At 56.2% G+C, this 15,616-nt stretch carries 13 protein-coding genes, 2 pseudogenes and 1 riboswitch; all 15 genes and pseudogenes read left to right on the forward strand.

Annotation, left to right across the window (positions count from 1 at the left end; all coding sequences use genetic code 11):
* Positions 1 to 23: 23 nt before the first annotated feature.
* Positions 24 to 3,380: a DEAD/DEAH box helicase gene (locus tag SDD30_RS07665; RefSeq protein WP_434074338.1), complete on the forward strand. Its 3,357-nt coding sequence runs from the start codon at positions 24 to 26 to the stop codon at positions 3,378 to 3,380.
* A 25-nt stretch (positions 3,381 to 3,405) separates the two neighbouring features.
* Complete coding sequence (locus SDD30_RS07670; protein ID WP_434074339.1) at positions 3,406 to 4,311, forward strand: SWIM zinc finger family protein; 906 nt, start codon at positions 3,406 to 3,408, stop codon at positions 4,309 to 4,311.
* A gap of 18 nt (positions 4,312 to 4,329) precedes the next feature.
* Positions 4,330 to 4,773 (forward strand): OsmC family protein, encoded by a 444-nt coding sequence (locus SDD30_RS07675; RefSeq protein ID WP_434074340.1) that lies wholly within the window; start codon positions 4,330 to 4,332, stop codon positions 4,771 to 4,773.
* 96 nt (positions 4,774 to 4,869) lie between these two features.
* The gene (locus SDD30_RS07680) at positions 4,870 to 5,424 is read left to right on the forward strand and encodes a sigma-70 family RNA polymerase sigma factor (protein ID WP_434074341.1); all 555 of its coding nucleotides are present in this window, start codon (positions 4,870 to 4,872) and stop codon (positions 5,422 to 5,424) included.
* Positions 5,417 to 6,115 (forward strand): hypothetical protein, encoded by a 699-nt coding sequence (locus tag SDD30_RS07685; protein WP_434074342.1) that lies wholly within the window; start codon positions 5,417 to 5,419, stop codon positions 6,113 to 6,115. The genes SDD30_RS07680 and SDD30_RS07685 overlap by 8 nt, the downstream gene beginning before the upstream one ends.
* A 289-nt stretch (positions 6,116 to 6,404) precedes the next feature.
* Entirely contained in the window at positions 6,405 to 7,568 is a 1,164-nt protein-coding gene (locus tag SDD30_RS07690) for an NEW3 domain-containing protein (protein ID WP_434074343.1), read from the forward strand.
* 2 nt (positions 7,569 to 7,570) lie between these two features.
* Positions 7,571 to 8,545 carry an ABC transporter ATP-binding protein gene (locus tag SDD30_RS07695; RefSeq protein ID WP_434074344.1) on the forward strand — a complete coding sequence of 325 codons (975 nt, stop codon included), beginning with the start codon at positions 7,571 to 7,573 and terminating at the stop codon, positions 8,543 to 8,545.
* Positions 8,546 to 8,657: 112 nt separating this feature from the next.
* Complete coding sequence (locus SDD30_RS07700) at positions 8,658 to 9,662, forward strand: ABC transporter permease subunit (protein ID WP_434074345.1); 1,005 nt, start codon at positions 8,658 to 8,660, stop codon at positions 9,660 to 9,662.
* Positions 9,663 to 10,339: 677 nt separating this feature from the next.
* Entirely contained in the window at positions 10,340 to 10,705 is a 366-nt protein-coding gene (locus tag SDD30_RS07705) for a response regulator (protein WP_434074346.1), read from the forward strand.
* 83 nt (positions 10,706 to 10,788) lie between these two features.
* Positions 10,789 to 10,876, forward strand: a riboswitch (cyclic di-GMP riboswitch).
* A 132-nt stretch (positions 10,877 to 11,008) separates the two neighbouring features.
* The gene (locus SDD30_RS07710) at positions 11,009 to 11,923 is read left to right on the forward strand and encodes a copper amine oxidase N-terminal domain-containing protein (protein ID WP_434074347.1); all 915 of its coding nucleotides are present in this window, start codon (positions 11,009 to 11,011) and stop codon (positions 11,921 to 11,923) included.
* Positions 11,924 to 12,318: 395 nt separating this feature from the next.
* A pseudogene (locus SDD30_RS07715) lies at positions 12,319 to 12,750 on the forward strand (CHASE3 domain-containing protein); the annotation flags it as partial.
* 198 nt (positions 12,751 to 12,948) lie between these two features.
* Positions 12,949 to 13,104, forward strand: a pseudogene (locus SDD30_RS07720) (histidine kinase dimerization/phospho-acceptor domain-containing protein); the annotation flags it as partial.
* A gap of 114 nt (positions 13,105 to 13,218) precedes the next feature.
* On the forward strand, positions 13,219 to 13,662 hold the full coding sequence (locus tag SDD30_RS07725) for a sensor histidine kinase (RefSeq protein ID WP_434074410.1): 444 nt from the start codon (positions 13,219 to 13,221) through the stop codon (positions 13,660 to 13,662).
* A 32-nt stretch (positions 13,663 to 13,694) separates the two neighbouring features.
* Positions 13,695 to 14,087 carry a response regulator gene (locus tag SDD30_RS07730; protein WP_434074348.1) on the forward strand — a complete coding sequence of 131 codons (393 nt, stop codon included), beginning with the start codon at positions 13,695 to 13,697 and terminating at the stop codon, positions 14,085 to 14,087.
* Entirely contained in the window at positions 14,080 to 15,594 is a 1,515-nt protein-coding gene (locus SDD30_RS07735) for an HD-GYP domain-containing protein (protein ID WP_434074411.1), read from the forward strand. The genes SDD30_RS07730 and SDD30_RS07735 overlap by 8 nt, the downstream gene beginning before the upstream one ends.
* Positions 15,595 to 15,616: the final 22 nt, after the last annotated feature.

Below are 15,616 nucleotides of genomic sequence, written 5' to 3' on the forward strand. Positions count from 1 at the left end.
TAGCCGACAGGAGCGAACAGTCCATGGTTGCCTTCAATATACCCCCTGGGTCCGGTGTCCTGGAGGCGGCAGGGAGGAGCAAGTCGACGGTAGTCCTCCACGGCACCTGGGTGCCGGGTAAAAATCCAGGGGCCGGCGGACGTTTTTTTGTTTGGGGAGAAATGCCGGTGAGAGCCAGGAATCAGGGTAATAGCCATTCTCGGGCTGCGACCGGCAAACCCCCCGCCCACCCTTACCAGGCCCCCGAACAGGAGTTGATTAACTCCCTCCGTAATTTAAGTGCCGGCCTTTATAAAAGTATTCCCCTGGCGGCACCGGGTTTGGAACGGATGGAGCTGCTCCTGCCGACCTCTGGGGAATGGCCCTTACCGGCACCAGCAGGGCGGCGCTTGGCCGGCAGCAACCCTGCTCCCCGACCCGGGCGGACCCTAAAGGAAACGTCGCCAACCCTGACCCCCTGGGAGGTTAAAGGCCTGGCTGTTTCCCCGGTGTGGGTTGTTAATATCCTCAGCCGCATCCAGCACGGCGAGGGGGAAACCGCTCAGGGTTACGTTTTGGCTGCCGATTTACGCTTCTGGAGCCTGGCCGCCAAACTCGCCCTGGAACTGCTGGTGCGGGAACGCTTTATCCCGGCGGCCCTGGCAGTAGAAAAAGTTCCCCTTAGAAAGCAGAACCTGGTCCGGGCCGGTACGCCGGCCCGACTGTCCGTGCAGGCAGCCTGGCGTGCCCTCCTGGACCAGCCGGAGGACGCCAGACGGGTGGCGATATTGGCAGCTGGCATGCCGCCGGCCTGCCGGGCTCCGGTAGAGGCGACTCCCCTGGACTCCGTCCAGATGATCGAAGATTTTCTCCACGGTACGGTTGATGCCTTGGCCCGTTACTGGTTGGCCCTTTCACCCCTGGAGGGGAGGATCAGGGCCGATGCCGATCTGCCGGAAAAATGGACCGCGGCCCTGGCTACGGCAAGGCCTGTCTTCAGCGGTCCGTTAGTAGAGACTAGGGACCTGCTGCAAAAGGTTTCCTCCTGGACGGGAACTTTAACCATCCAGCCGGATGCCGTGGCCTTTCGTACCTGCTTTCGCCTGGTGCCCCCGGCGGGAGACGTTAACCAGGATAGAACGGGAGCGCAGGAAGAAGCAGAGCCGGCCTGGCAGCTGCAATTTTTACTCCAGGCCAGCGACGATCCCAGCCTCCTGGTCCCTGCCGGCAGGGTCTGGCAGGAGGGCGGTAGCATTCTTAAATTTTTAAACCGCCGTTTTGCCAATCCCCAGGAGCGTCTCCTAGCCGACCTGGGACGGGCGGCGCGTTTGTTCCCGCCCCTGGAGCGGAGTCTGAAGAATCCCTCCCCGGAAGCCTGTCTCTTGACCATTGGTGAGGCCTACACCTTCCTACGGGAGGCTGCCGGCCTCCTGGCTGAAAGCGGCTTTGGCGTGCTGCTGCCCCCCTGGTGGGGGCAGCATAGACCTCGCCTGGGCCTGCGCCTACGGCTGAAGGCCAGGGAGCAGGCCCGCCATACCCGGAAGAAGGCTTCAGTAACAGCGGCCGGCCTGGGTTTCGCAGCCCTGGTTGATTATGAGTGGGAGATCGCCCTGGGGGATACGGTAATTAAACGCCAGGAATTTGAGCGGCTGGCTGCTTGGAAGGTGCCCCTAGTCCAGGCGCGGGGCCAGTGGGTAGAGGTCCGGCCGGAGGAACTGGCGGCGGTGACCCGCTTTTGGCAGGAGCAGGAAGACAGGGGGATTATGACCCTGCCCGAGGCGTTGCGTTATGGCCTTTGGGCCAGAGGTGAGGCTGAAGAAACCCCGGGGATCATCTGGGGTACAGGGATGGCCTCCAGCCTACCCCTGCTGGGAGTCACCGCCGAAGGGTTACTGGCCGGGCACCTGGAGAGGCTCCAGGGAAACCAACCTCTAACTATCCTGCCCCAGCCACCCGGATTTCAGGGTGTTTTACGGCCTTATCAATTAAGGGGCTTTTCTTGGCTCCATTTCCTCACTAGTTATGGCCTGGGAGCCTGCCTGGCCGATGATATGGGCTTAGGTAAGACCATCCAGCTTCTGGCCCTCCTCCTTTACCGGAAAAAGGAGGGCCTGGCCACTGGCCCGGTACTGATTATCTGTCCTACTTCAGTGGCCGGCAACTGGCAGCGGGAAGCAACGCGCTTCGCCCCCTCCCTGAAGGTTCTGTTGCACCACGGCCATGAGCGCCTAAACGGCGACGATTTTATCACTACAGCGGCCGGCTGCGACCTGGTAATCAGCACCTACACCCTGGCCTCCCGGGACGAAAGGGAACTGACGGCCGTTACCTGGGATGGGGTGGTGCTGGATGAGGCCCAGAACATTAAAAACCCGGAGGCCAAGCAAACTAGAAGTATTCGCCGGCTCCGGGCCGACTTCCGCATCGCCCTTACCGGCACGCCGGTAGAAAACAACCTGGGGGAGCTCTGGTCCCTGATGGAGTTTTTAAACCCCGGCTACCTGGGCAGCCAGGCCGGTTTTCGCAGTCGCTTCATGATCCCCATTGAACGCTATGGTGACGGGGAGCGGGCCGCCTGCCTAAAACGCCTGGTGCAACCCTTTATTTTACGCCGGCTCAAAAGTGACCCGGCCATCATCCAGGACCTGCCGGCCAAACAGGAGATCAAGGTTTACTGCCACCTGACCCGGGAGCAAGCGACTCTTTATGAAGCCGTGGTCCAGGATATGCTCCAGAGGATAGAGACGGCGGCAGGAATTGAACGCAAAGGGCTGGTCCTGGCCACCCTGGCCAAATTGAAGCAGGTCTGCAACCATCCGGCCCAATTCCTTGGTGACGGCAGCACCCTATTCGGTCGCTCCGGGAAATTAGCCCGGCTGCAGGAGATGCTGGAAGAAGTCCTGGCAGCCGGGGAGAAGGCACTAATTTTTACCCAGTTCGCCGTGATGGGGCAGATGCTCCAGGAGTGCCTGCAGGAGGTTTTTAACCGGGAGGTCCTTTTCCTCCACGGCGGTGTGCCCCGCTCCCGGCGGGAGGAGCTAATCCGGCGTTTCCAGGAAGAAGGGGAGGGACTGCCCTTCTTTATCCTTTCCCTCAAGGCCGGTGGGGTGGGCCTTAACCTTACCCGGGCCAACAATGTCTTTCACTTTGACCGCTGGTGGAATCCGGCCGTGGAAGACCAGGCTACCGACCGCGCCTTCCGCATCGGCCAGCAAAGGAGCGTCCAGGTATACAAGTTTATCTGCGCCGGGACCCTGGAGGAACGTATTGATGCCCTGATTGAGTCTAAACGCGGCCTGGCCCGGCAAATCGTTGGCACGGGTGAAGGCTGGCTGACGGAGATGTCGACGGGTGAACTGCGGGAACTCCTGAGCCTGAGGGATCAAGGAGTTGAGCTTTAAGGGAAATCGTTGCGGAGGTTGAAATATGGCTGCCAGGTGTAATTTCGGTAGCAACTGGTGGGCCCGGCGCTGGCTGGAGGTGCTGGAGTCCTTCGGCTGGGAGAGCCGCCTGCAACGGGGCCGGACCTATGCCCGCCGGGGCAACGTTCTGAGTATTGATCTGGCCCCCGGTACGGTGAAAGCCAAGGTCCAGGGGAGCCGGCCACGGCCCTATACGGTCAAAATAAAAATCAGCCCCCTGACCGATAGAGATTGGGAGCGGGTTATAACAGCCCTGGCTGGCCAGGCTGCCTTTGCCGCCCGCTTGCTGGCTGGTGAGATGCCGGAGGATATTGAGACCGCCTTTGCCGGGGCGAGCCTCTCCCTTTTCCCAGCTAGCCCGGAAGATATCGAAACCAGCTGCTCCTGCCCCGATTGGGCTAACCCCTGTAAACATATCGCCGCCGTCTATTACCTCCTGGGGGAAAAGTTTGACGGTGACCCTTTCCTGCTCTTTCTTCTGCGCGGCCGGGACCAGGAAGCCTTGATGGCCGCCCTGCGGGAGCGGCGCGTCACCCTGGCTGGGGGCAGCCCGTCACCGCCTGCCGTTAATCGGGAGGAGAATGCCTCCACGAACGGGGATGAACCGGCCAATAACGGGCGGGGACAGGGGCAAGCGAAGGAATTGCCGCCCGATCCAGTTGCCTTCTGGAGGGCCGGGGACGATCTGGCCGCTTTTAAGGTACATATGGCACCCCCGGCAGTACCTCGGATGGTTTTAAAACGCCTGGGACCGCCGCCCCTGGGACGCGAAGCCCCGGAGTTTTACCGGCTGTTAGAAAGCTATTACGAAGAAATATCCCGCCAGGCTTATGAACTGGCCTTTGCCGCCGGCGAGGCCGGGGAAAAAATTGTCTCCAACCGCCAGCCGGTGTATAATAACCAAAAATAGCAACAGGAGGGCAAAAGAATGCACATAACCGTAACCTGGGCGGGGGAAAAGATGCGCCTTGAGGGCCGGGGTGCTTCCGGCCAACCGGTGACTATGGATGCTGGAGCCGACCACGGCGGCCAGAACGCCGGGGCCAGGCCTTCGGAAGTGCTTCTCATGGGTATGGCCGGTTGTACGGCCTTGGATGTCCTGAGCATTCTCCAGAAAAAACGCCTCGAACTGACTTCCTTTGCCATCGACGTCGAGGCCGACCGGGCGCCGGAGCATCCGAAGGTATTTACCGCCGCTACCCTTATCTACCGCCTGGAGGGGCCCGACCTGCCCGAGAACCAGGTAAAGCAGGCCATCGACCTCTCTCTAAGTAAATACTGCGGTATGGTCAATACCCTGAAGAAGGCTATGCCCGTCTCCTACTGCTATGAGATCAACGGTAACCGCAGCGCCGTGGCCCCGGCGCCTTAATATGGTGCCAGATCACGAATTAATTATGTTACTGTTCGCTGGAACTATGCTCGCCGGTTTATGACCAACTGGTGCAGGCTTGACGGGGGTAGTATCATGGGGGTCTCCGAATCCGTTCCCGGTACTGGCCCGGGTGCTCCTGGGCTGAATAACTACCAGCAACAGCTAGAGTACCTCATGCGCCGTTTCGGCGACAAGGTCCTCTACCTGGCTTACTCTTACCTCCATGACCGCTACCTGGCCGAAGACGTGGCCCAGGAGGTTTTTATCCGGGTTTATACCAACCTGGATAAATTTCAGGGCCGCAGCTCTATCTATACCTGGATCTATCACATCACCGTCAACCTCTGCCGTGACTACCTGCGGGCCCAGAGCCGGCGGCGCCTGGAGCCGAATAGGTTATTGGAGGTTGCCGTCCCGGATGTTGAGGCTATGGCCCTGGCCAACCTCGAGTACCGGGAATTATGGCAGGCTATTTTACAGCTTCCTGTGACCTACCGCGAGGTAATCTGGCTACACTACTACGACCAGTTAAGCCTGAAAGATATAGCAGCTATACTGGACATTTCCCTGGCAGCGGTAAAGATCCGCCTATATCGCGCCCGGCAACGGCTGCAACAGGTTTTAAAGGTGGGTGACCAAGTTGAATAAGCATAAGGATCAACTTGAGGAACTGCTGGCCGGACTACCAACCCATACGCCGCCGCCCCTGGCCGGCTGGCACTTCTCAGCGGACCTGCGCCAACAAGTACAAAAGCGGGCAGCCTCATTACAGGACTCACCGCAGGACCAGATCCATCAAGCAGGCAACGGGGGGGGTTGCGGCGGCGCTATTCCCGGATTGACTATACCGGTACTGGCTTGCTCCTCCCCCAAGAAAGTTTCCCCGGGTCTCTTGTGCCGGTTACGGCATTTCCGGCCGGGCCTAGTTGCAGGCCTGATTGTAATATTTGTTTTGCTGGCCTGGTGGTATCGACCGTGGGATGGCAACTACTGGTCAGAGGTACCCGGCGGGCCGCCGGCGGGTTTCCAGGTCAAACCCATCCAGTACCAGTGGGTTAATCTGAATGACCCCTACCGGGAAGCTGTAGTCAGCATTGGCAGGGTGGCAGGCTCCAACCAGCTCCTGGCGGCTATAAGTAAACGACGGGAACCGGCGGGCTGGCAACTGATTTATACCCAGCCCTTGAACGCTTACCTGGTGCTGCCGGTAAAGGTAGTCCACGCTAACGCTAACCAGGTTACCCTGATCCTCATCGCTTATCAGGAACAGCAGGAGGAGGGTTACCGTTACCTAATCCTCAGCTTTGATGGTGAAAGGGTAATACCATATAACCAGTAACTTGGAGGTGACGTGCGTGTTGGCGATAGGGGTGAGACTGGTTCCCTGAGGGCGCCTTTGGGCGTGAGTATCAAGACTAAGGACAAGCACGGCCGCCTGCCTGCGAGCCGAAGGGTCGAGCTACGGCCGCGCCCCAAGCCGGGCGAGTTCGCTTCCAAGCATAAGCAAGCATAAGCAGGAAGAAAAACCGGACGGTGTACCGTCTGTTTTTTTTCACCGGGGCTGTAACCCCCCGGGCCTGGTTGACGTCTATAAGATTGTAATTATTTTTCTGGCGAGGTGGTTGCCTGTGGCAAAGAGATTATGGCTGGTGCTAGTTACTGTTTTCTGTACCCTGGGACTTCTCCTCACCCCCTTGTTAACGCCGGCCCGGGCCAGCAACGGCCTGCTGCTCGCGACAGATTTCCCGGGTATTGAAGTGCAGCCGGGAACTACTGTCACCTTTCCCTTGACCCTGACCAACAGTGGTGCGCCGCAAAAGGTGGATCTAAAGGTAGTCTCAGCTCCTAAAGGCTGGCCGACCTCTTTTAAAGGCAGCGGCATGATCGTCACCCAGGCCTTCGCCGGCAGCCAGCCGGCCAAAATCGACTTCCAAGTGGAAGTACCGGGCGACGCCCAGCCCGGCAGTTATAACTTTGTAGTCCAGGCCACCGGGGCCGGGGCCTCCTCCGAATTAACCCTGCAGGCAGTCATTAAAGAAGCTTCTGCGGGGGGTGATAAGATAACCACCGATTACCCGGTTTTAAGCGGTACCAGCAGCACTAATTACCAGTTCCGGGTAACCCTCACCAATAATGGTGCCCAGGAACGTTCCTACAGCCTGGCCGCCCAGGCGCCGCCGGGTTGGCAGGTAACCTTCAGCCCCGCCTATGACAGCAAGCAGATTGCCAGCCTGAGCATCAAACCAGGCCAGAACCAGGGGCTGGATGTCAACGTGAAACCGCCCCAGGATGTCAAGGCCGGTACCTATAATATTCCCATCCAGGCTACCTCCGGCAGCAGCAAGGCGGGGGTAGTATTAAAGGTCAACATCACCGGAACCTATAGCCTGGAGTTGACGACCCCCGACGGCCGGTTGAACGTCGACGCCCTGGCCGGTAGGGAGAGCCCGGTGACCCTGGTGGTCAAGAATACCGGTAGCGCCGACTTGACAGGCATTACCCTGGCGGCCAACGCCGCCAGCAGCTGGGCCGTGACCTTCAAACCCGATAAGATCGACTTGTTGCCGGCCGGGGGCAGCCAGCAGGTGACGGCCTTTATCAAGCCGTCTAACGAAGCCATTGCCGGTGATTATGTCGTCCGGCTCACGGCCAATGCCCAGGAGGCCAGCGGTAACGCCGATTTCCGGGTCAGCGTGCGGACCTCCACCCTATGGGGCGTTGTAGGGGTTTTGCTGATCTTGGCGGTAGTCGGCGGCGTGGCCTGGATCTTCCGGAAATACGGGCGGCGATAGCTATGGCGGCACAGGAAGCAGTTATTGTCACCCGCAACCTTACTAAGCATTATGGCAGCATCACCGCTGTCCAGGATTTGAACCTGGAAATCCAGCGGGGGGAGATCTTCGGTTTGTTGGGACCCAATGGTGCCGGTAAGACGACCACCATCCTGATGCTCCTGGGCCTGACCGAGCCGACCGGCGGCCAGGCCCTGGTGCAGGGTCTGGAAGCCACCCGCCATCCATTGGAGGTTAAAAGAATCATCGGCTACCTGCCGGATAACGTCGGTTTTTACGACGATTTGACGGCCAGGGAAAACCTGCTCTATACGGCCAGTTTAAACCAGATCCCTGCGGGTGTGGCCAGGCAGAGATTGGAAGCAGCCCTGGCGGAGGTTGGCCTGGCGGACGTCGCCGGCCGCCGGGTACGGGAGTTCTCCCGCGGCATGCGGCAACGCCTGGGCATCGCCGATGTAATCCTGAAAGACCCGTCGATCATTATTCTCGACGAACCCACCCTGGGGATTGATCCCCAGGGCGTCAAGGAATTACTGGACCTAATTGTCCGCCTAGCCCGGGAGCGGGGGAAGACCATCCTTATCTCCTCCCACCTTCTGCACCAAGTCCAGCAGGTCTGCGACCGGGTGGGAATCTTTGTCGGCGGCAAGCTGATAGCCGTAGGACCGGTGGCCCTCCTGGGGCAGCAGGTCATGGCTGGTAAGCTTCTGGAGGTTGAACTCCAGGCCGAGCCGGATAATAACGACCTGCTGGCTGCCCTGGAGGCCTTGCCCGGTGTGGCCGCCGTAGAACGTCGCGGTGCCTTTATCCGGGTGAGCTGCGCGGCCGGCGTTGATATCCGCCGTGAACTGGCCCCCTACCTGGCCGGCAAGGGATTTACCCTGTTCTATTTACGGGCCCGAGGTTATGACCTGGATGATATCTACCGCCAGTATTTCCAGGGTGAGGCGTTCACGGTGCACGCTGCCACTAGCTAATAAGGGATAGAAGCGACCAACGAGCTTTAATCTGGAACTGGCGTGACCAGTTCCTACAACCCTCTCACATCTCACCGCCAACATCTCACATCTATTCTGAGGGAGGTATACCATGGCACGCTGGCAGGATAGAGTAGAGGACTGGCTGGCCTGGTGGCGGCAGCAGGAGTGGTTCAGCGGCGGTCTGCGGGCTGTTTTCCAGAAGGAACTGGCTGATAACCTGGGCAGCACCCGCTTTACCATCCTCTTCCTCCTAGTGGCTATTGCCGGTATCAGCGCCTTTTATGTCGCGGCCCAAAGCATCCGCCAGGCGGTAGGTCAGGAGAATTCCCATTTTGTCTTCCTGCGCCTCTTTACAACCAGCGGCAGGAACCTACCGCCCTTTATAACTTTTATCTCTTTTCTGGGCCCGTTGCTGGGACTGGCCTTGGGTTTCGATGCCATTAACGGCGAGCACAATAAACGCACCTTGAGCCGGCTCCTGGCCCAGCCCATTTACCGAGATGATGTAATAAATGGTAAGTTCCTGGCGGGACTGACGGTTTTGGCCCTAGTCATTCTGGCCCTGGGATTTCTAGTGGCCGGCCTAGGACTCCTTTTGCTTGGCGTCCCGCCGACAGGGGAGGAACTGGGCCGACTCCTCATTTATCTCCTGGTGACTATTATCTATGTGTCTTTCTGGTTGAGCGTCTCCCTGCTCTTTTCCCTGTTATTCCGCCAGAATGCCACCTCAGCCCTGGCGGGCATCGCCGTCTGGCTCTTTTTCGCCCTCTTTGCCGGCATGCTGGTAGGCCTTATTGCCGACGGCCTTTTCCCGGCCAATCAAAACTCCCCGCCACAGCAGATCCTGCATAACGCCACTTTGAAGCAGGACCTGGGCCGCCTTTCGCCGACGACCCTTTACGATGAAGCCACCATCACCCTGCTCAATCCGGGGGTGCGCACCCTGGGGCCGGTATTAGTCCAGCAGCTGGAGGGGGCCATCCCGGGCAGCCTGCCCCTTGACCAGAGCCTACTCCTTATATGGCCCCACCTGGTCGGGCTGATCGCGGCTACCCTGCTTATTTTCGCCCTGGCCTATTACTTCTTCATGCGCCAGGAGATCCGGGCCGGGTGATGTTTGCTATTTTGCTATAATCTCTTTTCCCAGGAGACGGAGCGAAACGCAAGCGAAGCGAAGGGAAACCTAACCTGCCGGGGGCCTGAGGGGATTTCCACGGGTTATAGCGGCCGGCAGAATAAGAGAATGAGGACAGCAAAATTAGCTGCCCTCGTTTTTTATGATTATATTTACGGCTTAAAAATTTAATACAGGTTATTGGAGGATTTAGGTAAACTATGTCGAAATACGAAAAAAATAGTATCCAATAAAGGAGCCAAGGCAATGTTATATATCTCAATAAATACCATAAATTCCCTGGGGGGGGGGGGGGGGGATATTTTACCACCCCCACCAGAAAAAACAACTACCTTATAGTTATATTATCATCCCCCTCTTTCTCTTTTGCTATTTTTATCTATCTTGTGATTCCTCCAGCCTGTCTTGCGATCTGGGGCCGCAAGACCCTATCTTACCATATACCCCCTCCCCTCTTTATCTTCCAGGTGATTTATTACGTTTACGATCGTTACGCTCGCCACCATTCCTCTGATCAGGGTTGCCTTATTACCTTCAGCTGCAAGTGATAATTACCGCGGCTTACAGGAGGCAATGCCATGAGCAGAGGCCTATTGGAGATGGGAGTCACTAAAGTGCGCCTCAGCAGCAAAGAAATCTAACTGGAGGCAAATTTAATGGCTCATTTAATCTTACTGGTAGAAGATAATGAAGCTAATAGAGTGCTGTTAAAGGATATCCTGGCGTTGACCGGCAATGAGGTTTTAGAAGCCGTTAATGGCGAAGCAGCGGTCCAGCTGGCGCAAGAACAAAAGCCACAATTAATTTTTATGGACTTGCAGCTACCGGGTATTGATGGGATAAAGGCGACTAAAATCTTGAAACAGAATCCCAGCACCAGGGATATACCTATTGTGGCCGTTAGTTCTTATGCCTATGCAAGGGAAAAGCAACTTTTCCTGGCAGCCGGGGGCAATGTTTACCTGTCCAAGCCTATAGATGTTGATCTAATCTTAGCAACAGTGAGCCGGTTTTTGCCATGAAAGCATGAAAGATGGATAATATATAATTAATTTGCTGCCAGGCACTCAAGAAATTATTAGATATGCCGATGATTCTTTTTAAGAACCGCAAAGGGCAAACCCGACCGAAAGGCGGGGGCGCAAAGCCACGGGCCTAAAGCCTTGACAGGCTATGGCAGCCGGGTTGCCGGGTAAGCCATAGTGAAATTTTTTGGCGATAACGGGCAACCCGGGCTGAGGCGGGTTGTCCTAAAATTTTTATAGGGGGTATGCTGGATGAAGTATAAAAAATTAATCAGTACCCTGGCCATAACCGGCCTGCTCTTGCCAGCCGGCATAGCTTATGCCCTCCCGGGTAATGGTCATGACAACTATAGTCCTGGCCAATATACGGTAGTTACCGCTGGAGGGGCTAACTATGGGATTAAGGTTAAAGGGGAAGATAAACAATTAGAAGATGAGTCAGAAGATCAGACAACCGAAGCTCAAGATGAGACTAGAAACAGGAAAGAAACCGAACCAAAAGAACAAGAAATAAAATCGCAGGAGGGGGCCAGGACGAAGGAAGAAAAAGAAGTGCAAGGATACCTAGACAAGGAAATTTCCGGGCTCCAGGTTACCCCGGAAGCACAGGTGAGGGAAGAAAACCAGGTAAGGGAAGAAACCCAAAATGCCGGTCTGGTGAAATTTCAAGGTAGAATCCGGGTTAAGAATAAAGAAATAAAATTTGATGTACCGCCAGTGATTAAAGGAAACCGGACCCTTATCCCCGTCAGGGCGGTTACCCAGGGTCTAGGCGCGACTATCAATTGGGACGAGGCAACCAACACCGTAACTATAACAAAAAATGGAATTACAGTAGTACTTATGCCTGGAAGTACAGAAGTAACCGTCAATGACACCAAAATCAATTTGGATGTCCCCGCGGCAATAATCAGCAACCGTACTTTTGTACCCTTGAGGTTTCTGGGTGAGGTATTTAAAGATAAAGTGCATTATGATGCAGCAACCGGCAACATTGATATTGAAGAAGGCAACGAAAACGAGGCAGGACAAGGTACTGAGTCTCCACCACCTGGTACAACGGCGCCTGAAAGTCCGGTTAACAGCAGTCCAACTACTACGACAGTACCGACAAGTACCAGCCCCACACCTCCCGCAACAACAGGTACCAGTACGACAACTACTCCTTCCATCCCAGCGCCGACAACAACGACCTCCTCTTTACCTGCCGCATAAAGCGGCACAAATCCCTGCTTTTATCGCAGCGGGGATTTTTTTTGCTGTTGCAAAGCCGGGTAGCTTGACTTGGTTAAGGACCGCGTTTTTACCGGCGCAGGTAAAATTTTCCTTGACGATAAAAAGGGTAGCACCTATAATTAAATTGGTAGAATAGTGTCACTTTAGGGAGAAAAAAGTCGGTGGACGGTGCTTGGGGCCCCGGAGGTGCCACTATGGCCGAGGAATTGAGACACCGCCGGCAGCGGCCTTTATGACGCCGGGCGGCGTTTCCAGTAAAACTTATAGGTGGCGGTCCGAAAATGAAAAAGTATTTTAATTCCAGAGTACTAGTGAGCATTATAGTCTTGTTAATTATTGGCGTCATAGGCCAGACTTTCTGGCTGTATGAGCAAATGACGGAACTGGCCCGTCGGTATTACCAGGTAGGCCGGGAGAGTTATACGGCTTTGTACAACCTGAAGAGCATAGAAAAGCTGGTCATGGATATGGAAACGGGGGTACGCGGTTACCTCTTGACAGGCGATCCGGCTTTCCTGGATCCTTACAATGAAGCAAAGCAAGAGGTGCAGGATTATTACCAAAAATTGTCGGGGAATTTAAGCGGGGATGCCGCCTCCCGCAGTTACCTGGAGAGCATTAAACAAGAAATTAAGGATTGGGTAGTGAAGATTGCCGGTCCGGCTATGGCCGACCGTAAGCTATTGGGGCCGGCGGCGACTTTACAAAATTTGACGGCCAGTATTGATTTTTCCCGGAGTAAATCCATCATGGACCGCCTCAGAGATAAGTTTGATCGGTTGGATACGAACCTCGAGGCTCGCCGGGACCAACAAATGCAGGCTGTCTTAGACTGGAATCACCACATAACCATATTAATGATAGTAGTAACTGGGATACTACTGTTGGCTATAATGGTTCTGGGCCTGGCGCTTTATCGCTTGCTGCGGCAAGTAGAGGTACAGAATGCCCAGCTCCTGGACAGGGAAGGAAGGCTGCAAAAAGCCATCCGGGAGTTATATATGGCTTCCAAGATGAAATCGGAGTTCCTGGCCAATATGAGCCATGAACTGCGCACGCCCTTAAACGCCATTATCGGCTTTGCCCAGGTATTGCAGAAGCAATACTATGGGGCCTTAACTGAAAAACAGGTTAAGTATGTCGAGTATATCTTGACCAGCGGCCGGCATCTCTTAAGCCTGATCAACGACATCCTGGACCTGTCGAAGATAGAAGCCGGCAAGCTTGAATTGGAGCCAGCCACCTTTTCCCTGCCAAAACTACTGGAAAACAGTTTGATCATGGTAAAAGAAAAAGCAGTGCGGCACCGGTTGGAAGTTATTTTACAGGTGGACCCGGATATCCCGGAACTTACCGCCGATGAACGTAAAGTGAAGCAAATAGTCTATAACCTGTTGAGCAATGCCGTTAAATTTACCCCCGACGGCGGTAAGATTACCGTCCGTGCCCGGCTTCTACCCGGTGATCAAGTACAGGTTAGCGTTGCCGATACGGGCATCGGCATCGCGCCGGCAGACCAGGAGAGGATTTTTGAGGCCTTTATCCAGGGCGACAGCGGTTATACCCGCCAGTATGAAGGGACGGGCCTGGGACTGGCCCTGGTCCGCCGCCTAGTTGAACTGCACGGGGGCCGGGTATGGGTGGAAAGCGCCGGCTCCGGCCAGGGTAGCACCTTCTACTTCACCTTGCCGCTACGGCTAGAAACGAAGGAGCAATGATGATTAATAAAGATTCCGGGGGTGAAAACTTCATGGCGGGACCAATTTTAATAGTCGAGGATAACGAAGCCAACCGGGTCTTGCTGGAAGAAATCCTGACCCTGGGGAATTATGAGGTTTTGAAAGCCGTTGATGGCGAGGAAGGGGTCCGCCTGGCCCGGGAACAACAACCCCGGTTGATTTTGATGGATATCCAGCTACCCGGCCTGGACGGAATCAGCGCCACCCAGGTCCTGAAGGGTGACTCTTTGACCCGCCATATCCCGGTTGTCGCTATTAGTTCTTACGCTTATGAGAGGGAGAAAGAACTTTTCCGGGCCGCCGGGGGTGACGCCTACCTCACCAAACCTATTGATGTTGATGTAGTATTGCAAACCGTAGCGAGGTTTCTGGAGGGAGAGGCTTCAGGTGGAAAAAATGCCTAAGATCTTGGTGGTCGACGATGATGAGCTAAACCTGGCCTTAATGGAAGCCATGCTGGCGCCCGGCGGCTACCAGGTGCTGACGGCTGCTGATGGCGAGGAGGCCCTGGCGGTAGTGGCCCAAGAAAACCCGGACCTCATCCTCCTGGACATCATGATGCCGCGCCTGGACGGCTTGACCGTCTGCCGCAGGCTGAAGGCAGACGAGGCGACTCGCTTTATACCCGTGATTTTGGTTACGGCCCTGGATCAGCTTCAGGACCGGGTCGAGGGACTTGCCGCCGGGGCGGACGACTTTTTAACCAAGCCGGTTAACGAGCTGGAACTGACGACCAGGGTGCGCTCGTTGTTACGAGTAAAAAAGTTAAACGACCAGCTGCGCTACGCCCACGAACACATCAATTCTTTAACCCGCCATGTGGCGGGCCTGCTGCAGGAATTCAATCCCCTGTATTTTGAGTTAGAAGCGACCCTGCGGGAGCTTTTGCAGCAGTTACTTTTGTTAAAGGAGCTGGCGCCGGCGGCAGTACTGGTAGTTATGGCAGCCGGCCAGGGCCGTAGTCAAGGCTGGCTTTATTATCGTCAAGAGGGAACAATAAAGCAGGAAACAATTAAAATTCCCTTGCCGGCAGATGCCGGGGCCGTCCAGAGCATCCTCCGCGCCAGGGGAGAGGGCCTCTGCGGCAACCGGGGCGACCCTCAATGCGAAGAAGAAATCAATTTTTTTGCCTCCCAAGTGACGGGCTATACCGGCGCTATTCACAATTTCGCCTGCTTTTATGATGGCCCCTTACTGCTAGCCGCCTTTAATTACCCGGCGGCGGTCACGGCCTATGAGCGGGATGTCCTGCAGAACCTATTGACATATAGCCGTTTCTTACAACTGGTGGCCGGGCAAATCCGGGACACGGAAGGGGCCTTTCACTATACCATCCAAGCCCTGGCCCGGGCCGCCGAGGCCAATGACGACGATACAGGCAATCATATCGTCCGGGTGGGCACCTTTGCCGCAGAGCTGGCCGGGGGCCTCGGCTGCCCACCGGATTTCTGCCGGGAGATCGCCCTGGCGGCCCAGATGCACGACGTGGGGAAGATTCACATCCACCCGGATATTTTACGCAAACCGGGCCGGCTAACCCCGGACGAATGGTTGTTGATGCAGCAGCACCCCCTTCACGGCGCCAGGATCCTGGGAGACGCCCCCAGGTTACGAATAGCCCGGGAGGTGGCCCTGCACCACCACGAGAAATGGGACGGCAGCGGCTACCCTGCCGGCTTGCGGGGCGAGGCTATTTCCCTGGCGGGCCGGATTGTGGCTGTGGCCGACATTTATGACGCTTTAAGGAATAAACGCAGCTATAAGCCCGCCTTTTCCCATCAGGAAGCCTGCCGGATTATTACTGCCGGCGACGGGCGGGTACAGCCGGGGCACTTTGACCCGGCGGTTCTGGCGGCTTTCCGGCGGGCTGCCTCCCACCTTGAAGAAATTTATGAAACAATAAAGGATTGAAGTCATACCGCTGGGAACATTG

Source organism: Moorella naiadis (nom. illeg.) (genome assembly GCF_051020825.1).
Lineage (GTDB): Bacteria > Bacillota > DSM-521 > Neomoorellales > Neomoorellaceae > Neomoorella > Neomoorella naiadis.